At 74.5% G+C, this 16,279-nt stretch carries 14 protein-coding genes; 1 reads left to right on the forward strand and 13 read right to left on the reverse strand.

What is annotated here, in order from left to right:
* Nucleotides 1–162: 162 nt before the first annotated feature.
* The 10 genes from BM414_RS03835 to BM414_RS03880 form a co-directional block, all read right to left on the reverse strand.
* Nucleotides 163–1,638: a DEAD/DEAH box helicase gene (locus tag BM414_RS03835; RefSeq protein ID WP_093578108.1), complete on the reverse strand. Its 1,476-nt coding sequence runs from the start codon at nt 1,636–1,638 to the stop codon at nt 163–165.
* A 222-nt stretch (nt 1,639–1,860) separates the two neighbouring features.
* Nucleotides 1,861–2,940: an adenosine deaminase gene (locus tag BM414_RS03840; protein ID WP_093578109.1), complete on the reverse strand. Its 1,080-nt coding sequence runs from the start codon at nt 2,938–2,940 to the stop codon at nt 1,861–1,863.
* Between the two features lie 161 nt (nt 2,941–3,101).
* Nucleotides 3,102–3,938, reverse strand: a complete 837-nt coding sequence (locus BM414_RS03845; RefSeq protein ID WP_245784460.1) for an ABC transporter permease — start codon at nt 3,936–3,938, stop codon at nt 3,102–3,104.
* Nucleotides 3,935–4,846: an ABC transporter ATP-binding protein gene (locus tag BM414_RS03850; protein ID WP_093578110.1), complete on the reverse strand. Its 912-nt coding sequence runs from the start codon at nt 4,844–4,846 to the stop codon at nt 3,935–3,937. The genes BM414_RS03845 and BM414_RS03850 overlap by 4 nt, the downstream gene beginning before the upstream one ends.
* Nucleotides 4,847–5,008: 162 nt before the next feature.
* Entirely contained in the window at nt 5,009–6,280 is a 1,272-nt protein-coding gene (locus BM414_RS03855; protein ID WP_093578111.1) for a thymidine phosphorylase, read from the reverse strand.
* Nucleotides 6,281–6,282: 2 nt separating this feature from the next.
* Entirely contained in the window at nt 6,283–6,699 is a 417-nt protein-coding gene (locus BM414_RS03860; protein ID WP_093578112.1) for a cytidine deaminase, read from the reverse strand.
* A complete protein-coding gene (locus BM414_RS03865) occupies nt 6,699–7,985 on the reverse strand; it encodes an ABC transporter permease (RefSeq protein WP_093578113.1) in 1,287 nt (428 codons plus the stop codon). The genes BM414_RS03860 and BM414_RS03865 overlap by 1 nt, the downstream gene beginning before the upstream one ends.
* Nucleotides 7,982–9,238 carry an ABC transporter permease gene (locus tag BM414_RS03870; protein ID WP_139245708.1) on the reverse strand — a complete coding sequence of 419 codons (1,257 nt, stop codon included), beginning with the start codon at nt 9,236–9,238 and terminating at the stop codon, nt 7,982–7,984. Before BM414_RS03870 ends, BM414_RS03865 begins: the two co-directional genes overlap by 4 nt.
* Entirely contained in the window at nt 9,235–10,833 is a 1,599-nt protein-coding gene (locus tag BM414_RS03875; protein ID WP_093578114.1) for an ABC transporter ATP-binding protein, read from the reverse strand. The genes BM414_RS03870 and BM414_RS03875 overlap by 4 nt, the downstream gene beginning before the upstream one ends.
* A 262-nt stretch (nt 10,834–11,095) precedes the next feature.
* Nucleotides 11,096–12,163, reverse strand: coding sequence for a BMP family lipoprotein (locus tag BM414_RS03880; protein WP_245784461.1), 1,068 nt, complete (start codon nt 12,161–12,163; stop codon nt 11,096–11,098).
* A gap of 256 nt (nt 12,164–12,419) precedes the next feature.
* On the opposite strand from BM414_RS03880, the gene BM414_RS03885 reads away from it, so the two are divergent.
* Nucleotides 12,420–13,727, forward strand: a complete 1,308-nt coding sequence (locus BM414_RS03885; protein ID WP_245784462.1) for a D-alanyl-D-alanine carboxypeptidase family protein — start codon at nt 12,420–12,422, stop codon at nt 13,725–13,727.
* Here the strand turns inward: BM414_RS03885 and BM414_RS03890 are convergent.
* From BM414_RS03890 to trpS, 3 genes are read right to left on the reverse strand one after another with little or no spacing between them, the layout of a single operon-like run.
* Entirely contained in the window at nt 13,612–14,640 is a 1,029-nt protein-coding gene (locus BM414_RS03890) for a YihY/virulence factor BrkB family protein (RefSeq protein ID WP_245784463.1), read from the reverse strand. The genes BM414_RS03885 and BM414_RS03890 overlap by 116 nt on opposite strands.
* A 40-nt stretch (nt 14,641–14,680) precedes the next feature.
* Complete coding sequence (locus tag BM414_RS03895; protein WP_093578116.1) at nt 14,681–15,253, reverse strand: 2'-5' RNA ligase family protein; 573 nt, start codon at nt 15,251–15,253, stop codon at nt 14,681–14,683.
* A complete protein-coding gene (gene trpS, locus BM414_RS03900) occupies nt 15,250–16,269 on the reverse strand; it encodes a tryptophan--tRNA ligase (RefSeq protein WP_093578117.1) in 1,020 nt (339 codons plus the stop codon). The genes BM414_RS03895 and trpS overlap by 4 nt, the downstream gene beginning before the upstream one ends.
* Nucleotides 16,270–16,279 lie beyond the last annotated feature (10 nt).

The following is a 16,279-nucleotide window of genomic DNA, read 5'->3' on the forward strand; positions in this document are numbered from 1 at the left end:
TGCTCGTGCTCTGCCCACTCCCCGTGGGCAGAGCACGAGCGGGCACGCACGACGACGGCGGCCGGCCCCGGTTGTCCCGGGACCGGCCGCCGTCGTCGTCCATCGGCCCCGTCCCGGGTCCCACCCTGAGCGTGCGAAGGGTGGGGAGGACGGGGTCCTTACTCAGTCACGCGCAGGTGCCGGACGGTCGCCCCGCCCGCCGCGCGAGCCCTCACCGGGGCCGCGGTAGCGGTCACGGTCGCCGGAGGGCCGGCGGGGCCGCTCGCCGTCCCGGCGGGGACGGTCGCCGCCCTCGCCGTAGGACCGGCGGGGACGCTCGCCGTCCCGGCGCGGACGCCGGCCGGCGGGACCGCCGTGCGGACGGCGCGACTCACGGGCGGGCCGCTCGATCGGCTCGACCGCCACGCCCTTGGCCACCAGGTCGGTGATCGGGGCGTCGCCGGGGCGGATGCGGTCGACACTCGGGTCGACCTTCGCCTGCCGGAACCGGCGCTTGGCCTGACCGACCTGGTCGGGCAGCAGCAGCGAGACCACGACACCGGCGGCACCGGCCCGGGCGGTGCGGCCCGAGCGGTGCAGGTAGGTCTTGTGGTCGGCCGGCGGGTCGTAGTGCAGGACCAGCGAGACGTCGTCGACGTGGATGCCGCGGGCGGCGACGTCGGTGGCCACGAGGACCGGGCTGCGCGCGTCCATGAACGCCTCGAGCGCCCGCCGCCGGGCCGACTGCGGCAGCCCGCCGTGGATCGCCTCGGCCTTGATGCCGACGGCCTGCAGGTTCTCGGTCAGCCGGTCGACGCCGAGCTGGGTACGGGCGAACACGATCGTCCGGCCGGGACGGGCAGCGAGCTCCTGGGTCACCGGCACCTTGTCGCGGAACGCGACGGTGTAGGCGAGGTGCTCGGCCGGCGGGGCGTCGTCGCCGGCCCGCTTGACCTCGTGCCGCGCCGGGTCCTTGAGGTAGCGGCGGACCAGGCTGTCGACCTCGCCGTCCAGGGTGGCCGAGAACAGCAGCCGCTGGGCGTCGGGGCGGGTCTGGTCGAGCAGCTCCTTGACGACGGGCAGGAAGCCGAGGTCGGACATGAAGTCGGCCTCGTCGACGACGCTGACCTCGACGTCGGCGAGGGTGGCCTCGCCCTGGCTGATCAGGTCCTGCAGCCGGCCGGGGGTGGCGACGACGACGTCGACGCCGCGGCGCAGCTGGGTGATCTGGCGGTACATCGAGGCGCCGCCGTAGACGGTGGCGAACTGCACGCCCATGGCCTGGCCGAGCGGGGCCAGGGCGTCGGAGACCTGCTGGGCCAGCTCGCGCGTGGGCACGAGGACCAGCGCGCGGGGGGCACGCGGGCCGCGGCGGGCGGTGAGGCCCAGGCGGGCCAGCATCGGCAGGCCGAAGGCGAGGGTCTTGCCCGAGCCGGTGGCGGCCTTGCCCAGCACGTCACGCCCGGCGAGGGCGTCGGGCAGGACGGAGGTCTGGATCGCGAACGGGGCCCGGATGTCGCGCCGCTCGAGGGCGGTCACGAGCGGCTGGGGCAGGCCCAGCTGGGCGAAGGTGGGACCGGTCGGCTCGGGAGCCGGCGCGGGGGTGTTCTCGGTGTCGAACTGGGTGTCGACGACGTCGACGGGGTCGATCAAGGACATGCGGGTGTGGGACTCCGATACAGCTCGGGCGCGTCCCGTGGTGGTGGGTGGGCGCCGTCGATCGGCGTCCTCACGGCGGCCACCGGCCCGGACGGGGCGGTCGACCTGCACGGATGCGCTCATGCCCGGACGGACCGTCCGGGAGGATGACCGGCGAGTGCCGGCACCTCCACGATAACAGCGGCGATCACCGCGCCGTTCCGGCTCCCGCGGTGGCCGTGCTCACCCCGCCCGCAGCGCGTCGAATCCCGGCCGCACCACCTCGGTGAGCAGCCGGGTCCGCGCGGCGTCGTCGAGGAAGGCCGCGGCCAGTGCCCGCTCGGTCACCGTCTGCACGTCGTCCCAGCCCCAGCCGTGGACGGCGGCGACGTCGGCCACCTCGCTGGTCACCGAGACGCCGCTCATCAGCCGGTTGTCGGTGTTGACCGTGACCGTGAAGCCGAGGGCGTGCAGCCGGGCGATCGGGTGGGCGGCCAGCGAGGGGTAGGCGCCGGTCTGCACGTTCGACGACGGCGCGACCTCCAGCGGCACGGCCTCGTCGAGGACCCGCTGCGCGACCGGGCCGAGCGGGCCGTCCCCTGGCACCTCGTCGGCGATCCGGATGCCGTGGCCCAGCCGCTCAGCGTGGGCGCCGTCGAGGGCGGCGCGGATGCTGTCGATGCCGGCGGCCTCCCCCGCGTGGATGGTCCGGTGCACGCCGGCCCGGTCGAGCAGCGCGATGGCCTCGGGGTGCCGGTCGGGCGGGAAGCCGATCTCCGGTCCGGCGAGGTCGAAGCCGACGACGCCGGCGTCCCGGTACCGCACGACGAGGCCGGCGACCTCCTCCCAGCGGTCGTTCTGCCGCATGGCACAGAGCAGCGCGCCGACGGTGATCGGCGTGCCCGCGGCGGTGGCGGCGGCGCTCCCCGCGGCGAACCCGTCGAGGATCGCCTCCACGGCTTCCTCGATCGGCGTCCCGCCCGCGGTGAGCAGCTCGGGGGCCATGCGCACCTCGGCGTACACGACGCCGTCGGCGGCCAGGTCGAGCGCGCACTCCCGGGCCACCCGTCGCACGGCCTCGGGCCGCTGCATCACGCCGACGGTGTGCGCGAACGTCTCCAGGTAGCGCACCAGCGAGCCGGAGTCGGCGGCCTCCTGGAACCAGGTGCCCAGCTTCGCGGCGTCGCCGGTCGGGAGGTCGCGGTAGCCCGCCTCGTCGGCGAGCTCGATCACCGTCTGAGGCCGCAGCCCGCCGTCGAGGTGGTCGTGCAGGAGGACCTTCGGAGCGCGGCGGATCGAGTCGGCGTCGAGCGGTGCGGGCACCCGGAGACCGTATACAGCCGCCGGTCGGGAGCCGGGGACGGCAGGGAGTGCGAGGGGACCGGTCGCGGGGGCCCGGAGGGCCTCCCGACCGGGACACGGGAGGGGTCCAGCGGCAGCCGGGACGGCACCTGGCCGCGGTGTCGTCCGGTAGGACGACGATGTCACCGGGTGCCGCGCTCCTGCCAGCGGAAGGTCAGGACGCACAGCACCAGCCCGGCCAGGCACCAGGCGCCCAGCACGAGGGCCACCCGGCCGAGCTCCCACGTCCCCGCCGGCTCCTGCGCGGCGAGCGCGTCGGGCAGGAACACCGAGCGCAGGCCCTGCGCCATCCACTTGAGCGGGAAGACCGACGCGACCGTCTGCATCCAGACCGGCACCTGGCTGAACTGGAAGAAGACCCCGGAGATGAACTGCAGCACCAGCGCGATCGGCGTCACGGTGGCCGACGCCGAGCGGCCGTTGCGCGCCAGGCTCGACACCGCGATGCCCAGCAGCGTGCACGCCGCGGCGCCGAGCGCGGTGACCCAGGCGAAGGTCAGCCAGTCCGCCCCGGAGGGCAGCTGGACGTCGTAGAAGACGACGCCGACCAGCAGCAGGATCGCGATGATGAGCACCGTGACGGCGAGGACCTGCACGACCTTGCCGACGAAGTAGGCACTGCGCGGCATCGGGGTGCCGTAGAGCGACTTGAGCGTGCCGTCGGCGCGCTCGGTCGCGATGGAGATCGCCATGTTCTGCAGGCTCGCGCCCAGGATGCCCGCGGCGATCACCCCGGCCACGAAGTACTGGATGAAGGTGACCCCGCTGCCGAGGTCGTAGTCGAGCACCGCGCCGAACACGACCAGCAGCAGCACGGGGAACACGAGGGTGAAGACCACCGACTCGCGCTGCCGGAAGAACTCCTTGAGCTCCACCCCGGCGCGGGAGCGGTAGACGGCGGCCATCGAGGGCAGCGCCGTCCTGGGCTGGGTCGTCCCCGTCGCCGGCACGGCGCTCACGCGCGGTCCTCCCCGATCATCTGCAGGTACACGTCCTCGAGGGTCGGCCGGGCCACCGCCAGGTCGGGCACCTCGCCGGGGAAGCGCGCGGCCAGGTCGCGGACGAACGCCGTCGGGGTCGCGGTGGCCTCGGAGCGCCGGGCGCCGCCCTCGGTCCAGGTGACCACGGCCGGTGCCCGGCCCCGCCCGCCCAGCTCCGAGGGGACGGCGACCTCCGCCAGCCGGCCGCGGGCGATGACGCCCACGCGGTCGGCCAGCGCCTCGGCCTCGTCGAGGTAGTGGGTGGTCAGCAGCATCGTGGTGCCGAGGTCGCGCAGCGAGCGGATCAGCGACCAGAACTGCCGGCGGGCCTCGGGGTCGAAGCCGGTGGTCGGCTCGTCGAGGAACAGCAGGGTCGGGCGGCCGACGATGCCCAGCGCGACGTCGAGCCGGCGGCGCTGACCGCCCGACAGCGACCGGCCCCGCGAGCGCGCCTTCTCCGTCAGCCCGACCAGCTCGAGCACCTCGTCGGGGTCGCGCGGGTCGGGGAAGTAGGACGCCTGGGCGCGCAGCAGCTCGCGGCAGGTCAGCTGGCTGTCGCCGGCGCCGGACTGCAGCACGATGCCCAGCTGCGCCTTCCAGCGGCGCCCGCCCGAGGCCGGGTCGGTGCCCAGCACGCGCACCTCGCCGCCGTCCCGGTCGCGGAAGCCCTCGCAGATCTCGACCGTCGTCGTCTTGCCGGCGCCGTTCGGGCCCAGCAGCGCGAAGATCTCGCCGCGCCGGATGTCGAGGTCCAGGCCGTCGACGGCGGTCGAGGCGCCGTAGCGCTTCACCAGCCCGCGGACGGAGATGGCCGCGTCCGGATCCGGCTCCCTCCCGGGTACCGCCGCGAGCCCGCCAGGGGCGGGGAGGAGGGAGTCCTGCTGCACGAGGGTCCAGTGTCCTCCCCTGTTGCGGAGCGGCGCCGACCGCCTCCGGTGCGGGCACCACCGCCCGACGATCACGGAGCTGCGGGAACGACGCACCGGTCGCAGGCGGCGTGTCGCCGCCGCGGCCCCGTGATCACCGGGAGGGGACGCCCCCGGTCCTCCTCAGACCGAGATGCGGTCCAGCAGCAGGGGCAGCGGCTCGTCGCCGGTGTCGACGCCGACCGCGTCCTCCAGCGCCTCCAGGGCCCGCGGGATGCGCGCGGCGTCGTCGGTGTGCAGCTCCAGCAGCGGCTGCCCCTCGGTCACCTGCTCCCCCACCGTCGCCGTCCAGGTGACGCCGGCGGCGGCCGAGACCGGGTCCTCCTTGCGCGCCCGGCCGGCGCCCAGCCGCCAGGCGGCGACACCGAGGGCGTAGGCGTCCAGGCGGGTGAGCGTGCCGGTGGCCGGGGCGGTCACCACGTGCCGCTCGGCCGGCTGCGGCAGCGGCGCGTCGGGGTCCCCGCCCTGGGCGGCGATCATCCGGCGCCACACGTCCATCGCCCGGCCGTCGCGCAGCGCGTCGGCGGGGTCGACGTCGGGCCGCCCGGCACCGGTGAGCATCTCCCGCGCCAGGGCCAGCGTGAGCTCGACGACGTCGGCCGGTCCGCCCCCGGCCAGCACCTCCACCGACTCGGCCACCTCGACGGCGTTGCCCGCGGCGCGGCCGAGCGGGCGGTCCATCGCGGTCACCAGCGCCACGGTGTTGACGCCGGCCGCCTCGCCGAGGCCGACCATCGTGCGGGCCAGCTCGCGGGAGGCCTCGGCGTCCTTCATGAACGCCCCGGACCCGGTCTTGACGTCGAGCACCAGCGCGTCGGCGCCCTCGGCGATCTTCTTGCTCATGATCGAGCTGGCGATCAGGGGGATCGACTCGACCGTCGCGGTCACGTCGCGCAGCGCGTAGAGCTTCTTGTCCGCCGGCGCGAGGTCGTGCCCGGCCGCGCAGATGACCGCGCCCACCTCGGCCAGCTGCCGCAGGTAGGCCTCCTCGTGCACGTCGGCGCGCCAGCCCGGGATGGCCTCGAGCTTGTCCAGCGTGCCGCCGGTGTGGCCCAGTCCCCGCCCCGACAGCTGCGGGACCGCCACCCCGCACGCGGCGACCAACGGCGCGAGCGGCAGCGTGGTCTTGTCGCCCACGCCGCCGGTGGAGTGCTTGTCCGCCGTCGGCCGGCCCAGCGAGGACAGGTCCTTGCGCTCGCCGGAGTCGATCATCGCCTGGGTCCAGACGGCGAGCTCGCCGCCGTCCATCCCGCGGAAGAACACCGCCATGAGCAGCGCGCTCATCTGCTCGTCGGGGACGGTGCCGTCGGTGTAGGCGCCGATCACCCAGCGGATCTGCTCGTCGGTCAGCCGCTGCCCGTCGCGCTTGGCGCGCAGCACGTCGATGGCGTCCATGCTCAGCCCTGCCCCCGCTCGGCCGCGGCCACGAGGTCCTCAGGGCCGAACGCGTCGGGCAGCACCTCTCGCATCGGCACGATGCCCAGGGACACCGTCTCGATGAGCATCCCCCCGCCGCCGTGCTCCCACAGCAGCTGGCGGCAGCGGCCGCACGGCATGAGCGGCTGCCCGTCCCCGCCGACGCACGCCACCGCGACCAGCCGGCCGCCGCCGGTGCGGGCGAGGTCGCTGACCATCCCGCACTCGGCACACAGGCCCAGGCCGTAGCTGGCGTTCTCGACGTTGCACCCGGTGACCACCCGGCCGTCGTCGACCAGCCCGGCCACGCCCACGGGGAACCGCGAGTACGGCGCGTAGGCGTGCGTCATGGCCTCCCGGGCCGCCGCACGCAGGGCCTCCCAGTCGACGTCCTCCACTAGTGCTCCCCTCTCCGGTAGACGAGCCCGTCGGCCTTCGGCATCCGCAGCCGCTGCGAGGCGAGCGAGAGCACCAGCAGCGTGGTGAGGTGCGGGGTGAAGGACACCAGGCCCGGTGGCAGCTCCTCGACGGTCAGGAACCCGACCAGGGCGGCCGCGGCGACGACCGCCGCGATCCCCGCCGGCAGCAGCCTCCCGCGCCGGGCCTGCACGACCGCGATCACGGCCAGCCCGATCGCGACGAGCAGGAACAGCGCGACGACGGCCGACCGGCTCCGCAGCTGCAGGGCGTCGGTGAAGCCGAACAGGGCGGCCCCCGCGGCCAGCCCACCGGGTCGCCAGTTGCCGAAGATCAGCGCCGCGAGGCCGATGAACCCGCGACCGTTGACCTGCCCCTCGCGGTAGATCCCGGCGATGAAGACCAGGAACACGCCGCCGAGGCCGGCCAGCGCGCCGGAGATCAGGACGGCGACGTACTTCAGCCGGTACACGGGCACGCCGAGCGAGTCGGCGGCGGCCGGGTTCTCGCCACAGGAGCGCAGCCGCAGGCCGAACGCCGTCCGCCACAGCAGCAGGTAGGACGCCGGGACCAGCAGGATGGCGATGAGCGTCAGCAGGCCGATCCCGCTGGTGAGCCCGCGCAGGATGCCGGCGAGGTCGCTGACGAGGAACCAGTGCTGCCGCTCCAGCGAGCCGAGCAGGTCGGGGCCGGAGGAGAGCACCGGGACGGAGAACGACGGCGGTGCGCCGTCGACCGGCGGGGACTGGGTGACCCCGCCACCGGCGGGGTTGTCGGTGTAGAGCAGCTCGGAGAGGAAGCGCACGACCCCGCCGGCGAGGATGTTGATCGCCACACCGGAGACGACGTGGTCCACGCCGAAGGTCACCGTGGCCACCGCGTGCAGCAGCCCGCCGACGGCGCCGAACAGCAGCCCGCCGACGACGGCGGCGCCCCAACCCCACTGGTAGCCGGCGAAACCGGCGCCCCAGGTGCCCAGGGTCATCATCCCGTCGAGGCCGATGTTGACCACGCCCGCACGCTCGGAGAACAGGCCGCCCAGCGCCGCCAGTCCGATCGGCACCGCGAGCAGCAGCGTCGCGGCGATCGTCGAGGAACTGGTCAGCGCCTGCTCACCGCTGATGACCCGCACCACCGAGAACAGCACCACGATGCCGACGAGGACCCAGGTCAGCCGGCGCGCACGGCCGCCGCCGGTGAACAGGTCGGTCAGCGGGCCGCGGCTGGGCCGGGTGCCACTGCCCGGAGGGGTCGCCACGGTGCTCATGCCCCGGTCTCCTGCCGCTCGTCGCTTCGCTGTCCGGCGCCGGTCGTCCGGCTCTCGCCGGCGCCGGTGCCCTCGCCGCCGTCGGCGCCGCCGCCGATCGAGGCGGCGCCGGAGGCCGCCTGCCCGGGCCCGGTGCTGCCGTCGCCGGCTACCGCGGCCCCCGTGGCCGAGCCACGCTCGGCCGAGCGGCGGGCCACCCGGCGGACGACCTCGTTGGCGACGACCACGGCGAGCACGATCGTGCCCTGGATGATCGTGACCACCGAGGCGGGGAAGTCCTGGATCTGCAGGGGCACCAGGGACCGGTCGAGGAAGGCGAACAGCAGCGCGCCGAGCGCGATCCCGACCGGCTTGTTGCGGCCGAGCAGCGCGACGGCGATGCCGAGGAAGCCCAGTCCGGAGGTGAAGTCGGTGGTGTAGGAGTGCGTCGAGCCCAGCAGGTCGGGCATGCCGATCAGCCCGGCGACGGCGCCCGACAGCAGCATCGTCTTGATCACCATGCCGCGGGAGTCGACGCCGCTGGCACTGGCCGCCGAGGGCGAGAGCCCGGCCGCGCGCAGGTCGAAGCCGAAGCGGGTGCGGTTGAGCAGCACCCCGATCAGCACGCCGACGACGACCGCCACGACGAGGAACCCGTACAGCTGGCGCGGCGGGTTGGCCAGGCCGAGCAGGCCGAAGACCCCGTTGAGGCTGGGCATCCAGCCCGACTCGGGGATGTCGGCGGTGGCGATGATCGAGGCACCCTCGGGGCTGCCCCGCAGCGGCCCGGTGAGCAGGAACGACGCGACGCCCAGCGCGATGACGTTGAGCATGATCGAGCTGATGACCTCGCTGACGCCGCGGGTCACCTTGAGCACCGCGACGATGCCGGCCCAGATCGCCGCCACCACCATGGCCACGACCACGATGAGCAGCACGTGCAGCGGGCCCGGGAGGGCGACGGCGGCACCGGCCCCGGCGGCGAGGATGGTCGCCAGCCGGTACTGGCCCTCGACGCCGATGTTGAACAGGCCCATCCGGAAGGCGATGGCGACCGCGAGCCCGGCGAGGAACAGCGGCACCGCCCGGTTGAGGACCACGACCAGCGCGGTGACCTGCTGCGACGGGGTGTCGCCGAAGTCGACCATGATCTCGAAGACCCGCAGCGGGTTGACCTGCAGGGCAGCCATGACCGCCGAGGAGATGAGGACCGCGACGACGACGGCGAGGACCGGCGCGAACAGCGAGAGGCCGATCCGGCGGAGGACGTTCACGCCGCACCCGCCGTCGTCCGGGCCCCGGTCATGTACCCGCCGAGCTCCTCGGGGGTGACCGCGGACGGGTCCAGGGTGGCCACCAGCCGGCCGCGCAGCATGACGTGCAGAGTGTCCGACAGGCCGATGAGCTCGTCGAGGTCGGCCGAGATCAGCAGGATCCCCATCCCCTCCGCGCGGGCCGCCTCGAGCAGCCGCCAGATCGCCCCCTGCGCGCCGACGTCGACGCCGCGGGTCGGGTGCGCGGCCAGCAGCAGCCGCGGGGCGGCGCTCATCTCCCGGCCGACGATGAGCTTCTGCTGGTTGCCGCCGGAGAGCGCGACCGCGAGCGTGTCCGGGCCGGGCGCGCGGACGTCGTAGTCGCGCATGATCCGGGCGGTGTCGGCGCGGGCCGCGCGGCGGTCGATGAAGGGGCCCTTCACCGCCGGGGGACGGGTCTGGTGCCCCAGGATCCGGTTCTCCCAGAGCGGCGCCTCGAGCAGCATGCCCTGGCGGTGCCGGTCCTCCGGGATGAAGCCGAGGCCGGCCTCGCGGCGGGCCCGGGTGCTCCAGGCGGTGATGTCGTCCCCGCCGAGCAGCACCGTGCCGGCGGCCAGGTGGCGCAGCCCCATGACGGCGTCCACGAGCTCGGCCTGGCCGTTGCCCTCGACGCCGGCGATGCCGACCACCTCGCCCTCCCGGACGGTCAGGGTGACGTCGTCGACGGGCGGGCGGCCGGTGGGTGCGGCGACGGTGACGTCGCGCAGCTGCAGCACCGGGGTCTCGCGGACCGTCGAGGTGCGGATCTCCGGCGAGGGCAGCTCGGTGCCGACCATCATCTCGGCGAGCTGGCGGGCCGTCGTCGTCTTCGGGTCGGCGGTGCCGACGGTGGTGCCGCGGCGGATGACGGTGATCGAGTCGGCCACCTTCCGCACCTCGTCGAGTTTGTGCGAGATGAAGATGACCGTCAGGCCCTCGCGCTTGAGCTCGGCGAGGTTGCCGAACAGCTCGTCGACCTCTTGCGGCACCAGGACGGCGGTCGGCTCGTCGAGGATCAGCGTGGTGGCGCCGCGGTAGAGGACCTTGGCGATCTCGACCCGCTGCCGGTCGCCGACCCCCAGGTCCTCGACGAGCTCGTCGGGGTCGAGGCCGAGGGCGTAGGCGTCGGAGATCTCCCGGGTCCTGCGGCGGGCCTCGGCCCGGTCGAGCCGCCCGCCGCGGGTGGGCTCGCTGCCCAGGACCACGTTCTCCAGGACGGTGAAGTTGTCGGCCAGCATGAAGTGCTGGTGGACCATGCCGATGCCGGCGGCGATCGCGTCGGCCGGGCTGCGGAAGTGGACCTCGCGCCCGTCGAGCAGGATCTGGCCCTCGTCGGGGCGGTGCATGCCGTAGAGCGTCTTCATCAGCGTCGACTTGCCGGCGCCGTTCTCCCCCACGATGGCGTGCACCTCGCCGCGCCGGACACGCAGCTCGATGTCCTTGTTCGCGACCACGCCGGGGAAGCGCTTGGTGATGCCGCGCAGCTCCACGGCCAGTGGCGTGCCGCCGCCCGGACCGCCGCCGTCCGTGGTCAGGCCGGTCGACGCGGGACCGCCCGAGGTGCCTGCTGTGGCCATGCTGGGCCCTTCCTGCGTCGCTGCGGCCCGCGGGTGCGCGGGCTCGCGTCCACTGTGCTGCACCGGGGACGCGGGATCGACCGTGCCCCGGCTGGGTGCGCGCCGCCGGCCGTGCGGGCCGGCGGCGGTGGGGATTCTCCCCGGCGCGGAGGACCGCCGGGTGTCCCCCCTCACGACGACGGCGGGCCCGGGGGGCGTGTGCTCCCCCGGACCCGCCGTCTGCGTGCGCTCCGTGGTCAGCCGGCGCGGTGGCCGGCCGGCGTCACGGGGTGGTCGGGACCTCGATCTCGCCGTCGATGATCTGCTGGCGGTAGTCGTCGACCGTGTCCTGGATGTCGTCGATGAAGCCGCCCGAGGTGGCCAGGCCGACGCCGTCCTGCTCCAGGTCGTAGGTGATGTCCGCACCGCCCTCGACGCTGCCGTCGACGTAGGAGTCGATGAACGACGACACCGCGGTGTCGACGCGCTTGAGCATCGAGGTCAGGATGACCGCCTGCAGGCGAGGGTCACCGACGGTCTGGTACTGGTCGGAGTCGACGCCGATGGCGCGCGCGCCCGCGTCGGCAGCCGCCTCGAAGACGCCCTGACCCGAGCCGCCCGCCGCGTGGTAGACGATGTCGGCGCCGGCCTCGTACATGCCCTGCGCGACCAGCTTGCCGCGAGCGGGGTCGTTGAAGCCGGTGAAGTCACCGGCCGGCGAGATGTACTGCCGGTCGATGATGATCTGCGGGTTGACCGCCTGTGCCCCGGCCACGTAGCCGGCCTCGAACTTCTGGATCAGCGGGGTCTCCACGCCGCCGACGAAGCCGATGTGGCCGGTCTCGGACTTGGTGGCCGCCGCGACACCGGCGAGGAAGGAGCCCTGCTCCTCGCTGAACAGCAGGCCGGTGAGGTTGTCGGCGCCGACCTCGGCGGCCGAGGAGTCGATGATCGCGAACGTCGTGTCGGGGTACTGCTCGACGACGTCGCCGATGACCTCGCCGTAGGCGAAGCCGACCGCGATGATCGGGTTGTAGCCCTCGTCGGCCAGCTGGGTCAGCAGGTCCGCGCGGTTGGAGGCGTCGGCGTTGGGGCTGATGTCCCGGAACTCGCCGCCGTGCTCCTCCTTCGCCGCCTCGAGGCCGGCGACCGCCGCGTCGTTGAACGAGCGGTCACCGCGGCCGCCGGTGTCGAAGGCCAGGCCGATGCGCAGGTCCTCGCCGCCGGCCTCGGCACCGCCGCCACCACCGCCGCCACTGCCGCCGGCGGGCTCGTCACTGGCGCAGGCCGCCAGGGCCATGCTGCCGGCCAGCAGCAGCGCTGCGGCCTTCATCCTCCGCGCTCGGCGCAAGACGATCTCCTCTCTGGAGGGAGCTGCCCGCACGGACACGGAGGGCGCTCCCGTGGGTCCTGGTCGCGGCCGCCCGGAGGCAGCCGCCCGGACGTGGACGACTCGGGCACGCTAACCGCGCTCCCCACCCGGGCCGCCATCCGTGCGGCGGACCGAGACGCGATCGTTGCGAACCGGCGCCGCGCGGGAGCCCGGGCCACGGCGCCTGCCCGCCCCACCGGGTGCCGTCGCGCCGGCGCGGCTACCGTCCCGGACCGTGCGGCGACGAGGGGGTGCGCGGCGCGTCCTGCTGGCCGCGCTGGTGCTCCTGTTCGCCGTCCTCGGGGCCGTTCCCGCGGCCGCCGCCCCGGGCACGCCGCGCCCCACGGTCGACCCCTCGGCCCCGACCCCGACCGCCCCGCTGTCCGGCAGGCCGCCGCAGGGCTCGGGACCCGGTGGGGTCACCGTCGGCGGTGAGGGCCTCGACACCCGCGGCACGGTCGTCGTCGACGGCGCCCCGCCGGTGCCCGACGGCATCGTCGCGGCCGGCTGGCTGGTGGCCGACGCCGGCACCGGCGACGTGCTGGCCGCCCGCGACCCCCACGGCCGCTACTACCCGGCCAGCACGCTCAAGACGCTGACGCTGCTCACCCTGGCCCACCGCCTCGACCCCGCGCTGGTCGTCGAGGGCACCGCCGAGGACGAGCAGATGGAGGGCAGCCGGGTGGGGATGGTCACCGGCGGCCGCTACCCGGTGTCGCTGCTGTTCCAGGCGCTGGTGCTGCAGTCGGGCAACGACGCCGCCAACGCGCTCGCCCGGGCCTTCGGCGGCACGCAGGCAACGGTGCAGGCGATGAACGCCACCGCGCTGGAGCTGGGCGCCTTCGACACGGTGGCCGGGACGCCGTCGGGCCTCGACGTCGCCGGGCAGTTCTCCTCGCCCTACGACCTCGCGCTGTTCTTCCGCGCCCTGGTCGCCGATCCGCTCACCGCGGGGATCCTCGCCACGCCGATCGCGGAGATGCCCGGCGTCGAGGGCCGGTCCACCGGCTTCCAGATCCAGAACGAGAACCCGCTGGCCGGCTACCCCGGCGGCCTGGGCGGCAAGACCGGCTTCACCGACGCCGCCCGGCACACCTTCGTCACCGCCGCCGAGCGCGACGGCCGGCGGCTCGTCGTCAGCGTCGTGGGCGCCGAGAACCTGCCGCTGCGCGCCGCCGACCAGGCCGCGCTGCTGCTCGACTGGGGCTTCGCCGTCCCGCCGTCGCTGGGCGGGGTCGGCACGCTGGTCGGCTCCGCGGCCGAGGTGACGCCGCCCGCGCCGACGTCGAGCACCGTCCCCTCCCCCGCCGGTCCCGCCGACGTCGCCGCCGGTCCGCCCGCGCTGTCGTCGCCCGCCTCCGACGGCCCGCCGGCCCTCGGTGCGGTGGCACTGGGCGCGGCCGCGGTCGCCGTGGTGGTCGCGACCCTCATCGGCCGGCGACGGGCGATGCGCCGGATCCGGCCGGAACCGGGGGCTCCTCCTCCGGGGCGTCGGGGACCGCCGGCTGCAGGGACGGGAGCGTCGCCGTCCACGCGGCCGTGAAGAACGCGAACCGGATGACGATGTTGATCCAGACCAGGATGCCGACCGCTCCGCCGAACGCCGACGAGGTGACGCTGCCGGAGATGAGCGAGAGGTAGAGGCTGCCCAGCAGCTTCATCACCTCGAAGCCGGCCGCGCCGAACAGGGCGCCGGGCAGCAGCAGCCGCAGCGGGTGCCGCGTCGAGGGCACCACGCGCAGCAGCCACAGGAAGACGACGACGTCGCCGACGAAGGCCACCCCGATGCCCAGCACGTTGGTGACGACCGCCCAGCCCGCCGCGTCCTGGACGCCGAAGAGCGTCAGCACACCCGCGGTCGCCTGGGTGGCGAACCCGGTCAGCCCGATGCTGGCCAGGCCGGCGGCGCCGAGGGCGACCAGCGCGACGAGGTCGGCGAGGTTGTCCTTCCAGAACTCCGGCTCGTCGGCCGTCCCCTTCCAGGTGCGCTCCATGCCGATGCGGAGCTTGTCCATCGCGCGCAGCCCGGCGTAGAGGAAACCCGCGGCTCCGAGCAGCCCGGTGAGACCGGCCGCGCCGACCGTCGAGCGAAGCTCCTCGACGATCTGCCGGCCGGTCGAGCCGGGGAACGCCTCGCGGATCGCGGTGTGGAGCTCCTTCTGCAGCAGCGCGTCCCCGGAGAGGACCAGCGCGATGATCGACGCCACCAGCAGGAGGACGGGGAAGAGCCCGAGGAAGACGAAGTAGGTGACCCCGGCGGCCATGAGGTCGCCCTGGGTGCGGGTGTAGCGGCCCCCGGCCCGGGCCAGGTGGTCGAACCACGGCCGGCGACGGCGTTGCCCGTCGACGACGGCGGTGAACCGGGTGCCGATGCCGGTGATGCGGGTCCACGGCGTGCGGACGGCGTCGTCGGTCGCATCGGCTGCGCGCGGCCGGACGTCTCTCGGTGCACCCACCGCTCCGAGTCTGGTCCCTGCGGGTGGGTGCCGCGCGAGCTCAGCGGTGCGGCCGCCCCGTGAGCGGGTACTCGCGGGCGACCGCCCAGGTACCCGTGGGCGTCTGCTCGAACTCGGTGAACGAGGTGACCCGGAACTCGGCGGAGAGGTCACCCAGGCCGGTGTAGGCCAGCTCGAGCATGTCGCGCGGCACGTCGTGGGCCACGGTCACGTGCGGGTGGTACGGGAAGGACAGCGTGCGAGCCAGCGGGCCGGAGCGGACGTCGTTGGCCAGCAGCTCGCAGTTGCCGATGCCCCGCGCGACGGCGACGAAGACGACGTCCGAGACCGGCGTGAACGTGCCGGTGCCCGACAGGTGCATGTCGAAGGGCGGGTGGCCGGCGGCGACCCGGGTCAGGTGCTCGGTGATGCCCTCACGGTCGGCGCGGGGCACCTCGGTGGGCGGCAGCAGCGTGACGTGCGGCGGCACGAGGGTGGCCTGCGGGTCGCCCACCTTCGACCGCCAGTCCACCAGCAGTTGCGCCCACGGCTCGGGCACCGGTACCAGCACCCCGACGACGGAGGTCTGCGGCGGCGTCGTCCGGCTCCGCGGGACGAACGTGTCGTCGTTCACGGGACCGCCACCGGTGGGAGGAAGCCGACCTTCTCGTAGGCCGTGCGGACGGTCTGCCCGGCGACCTCGCGGGCCCGGGCGGCACCGGCGGCCAGCAGCCGCTCGAGCTCGGCACGGTCGTCGAGCAGCTCCTGCGTGCGCTCGCGGACCGGGGTGACGAACTCGGTGACGACCTCGGCGAGCTCCTTCTTGAGGTCGCCGTAGCCGCGGCCGGCGAAGTGCTCCTCGAGCTCGGGCACCGACCGGCCCGACAGCGCGCTGTGGACGGCCAGCAGGTTGGTGACGCCCGGCTTCCCCACCGGGTCGGCCACCACCTCGCGACCGGTGTCGGTGACCGCCGAGCGGATCTTCTTCGCCGTCACCCTGGGGTCGTCGAGCAGGAACACGCAGCCGGCCGGCGGCAGGCTCTTGCTCATCTTCTTCTCGGGCGACTGCAGGTCGAGGATCTTCGCCGCGCCCTGCGGGATCCGCGCGGCGGGGACGGTGAAGGTGTCGCCGAAGCGGCCGTTGAACCGGGTGGCGAGGTCACGGGTGAGCTCGAGGTGCTGGCGCTGGTCCTCGCCCACGGGCACCTCGTCGGCCTGGTAGACGAGGATGTCGGCGGCCTGCAGCACCGGGTAGGTGAACAGCCCGACCGACGAGCCGCCGGTGCCCTCGCGCTGGCTCTTGTCCTTGAACTGCGTCATCCGGCTGGCCTCGCCGAAGCGGGCGAGGCACTCGAGCACCCAGGACAGCTGGACGTGCTCGGGGACGTGGCTCTGCACGAACAGCGTGCTGCGCTGCGGGTCCACCCCGAGGGCCAGCAGCTGGGCCGCCGACACCAGGGTGTTCCGGCGCAGCTCGTCGGGGTCCCAGTCCATCGTGATCGCGTGCTGGTCCACGACGCAGTAGAACGCCTCGGCGGTGTCCTGCAGGGCGACCCACTGCCGCAGCGCACCGAGGTAGTTCCCGAGGTGGAAGGAGCCCGCCGTCGGCTGGATGCCGGAGAGGACACGGGGAAGAGGCACGACGGCCATCAAACCAGCC

It is taken from the genome of Geodermatophilus amargosae (assembly GCF_900116515.1).
Taxonomy (GTDB): domain Bacteria; phylum Actinomycetota; class Actinomycetes; order Mycobacteriales; family Geodermatophilaceae; genus Geodermatophilus; species Geodermatophilus amargosae.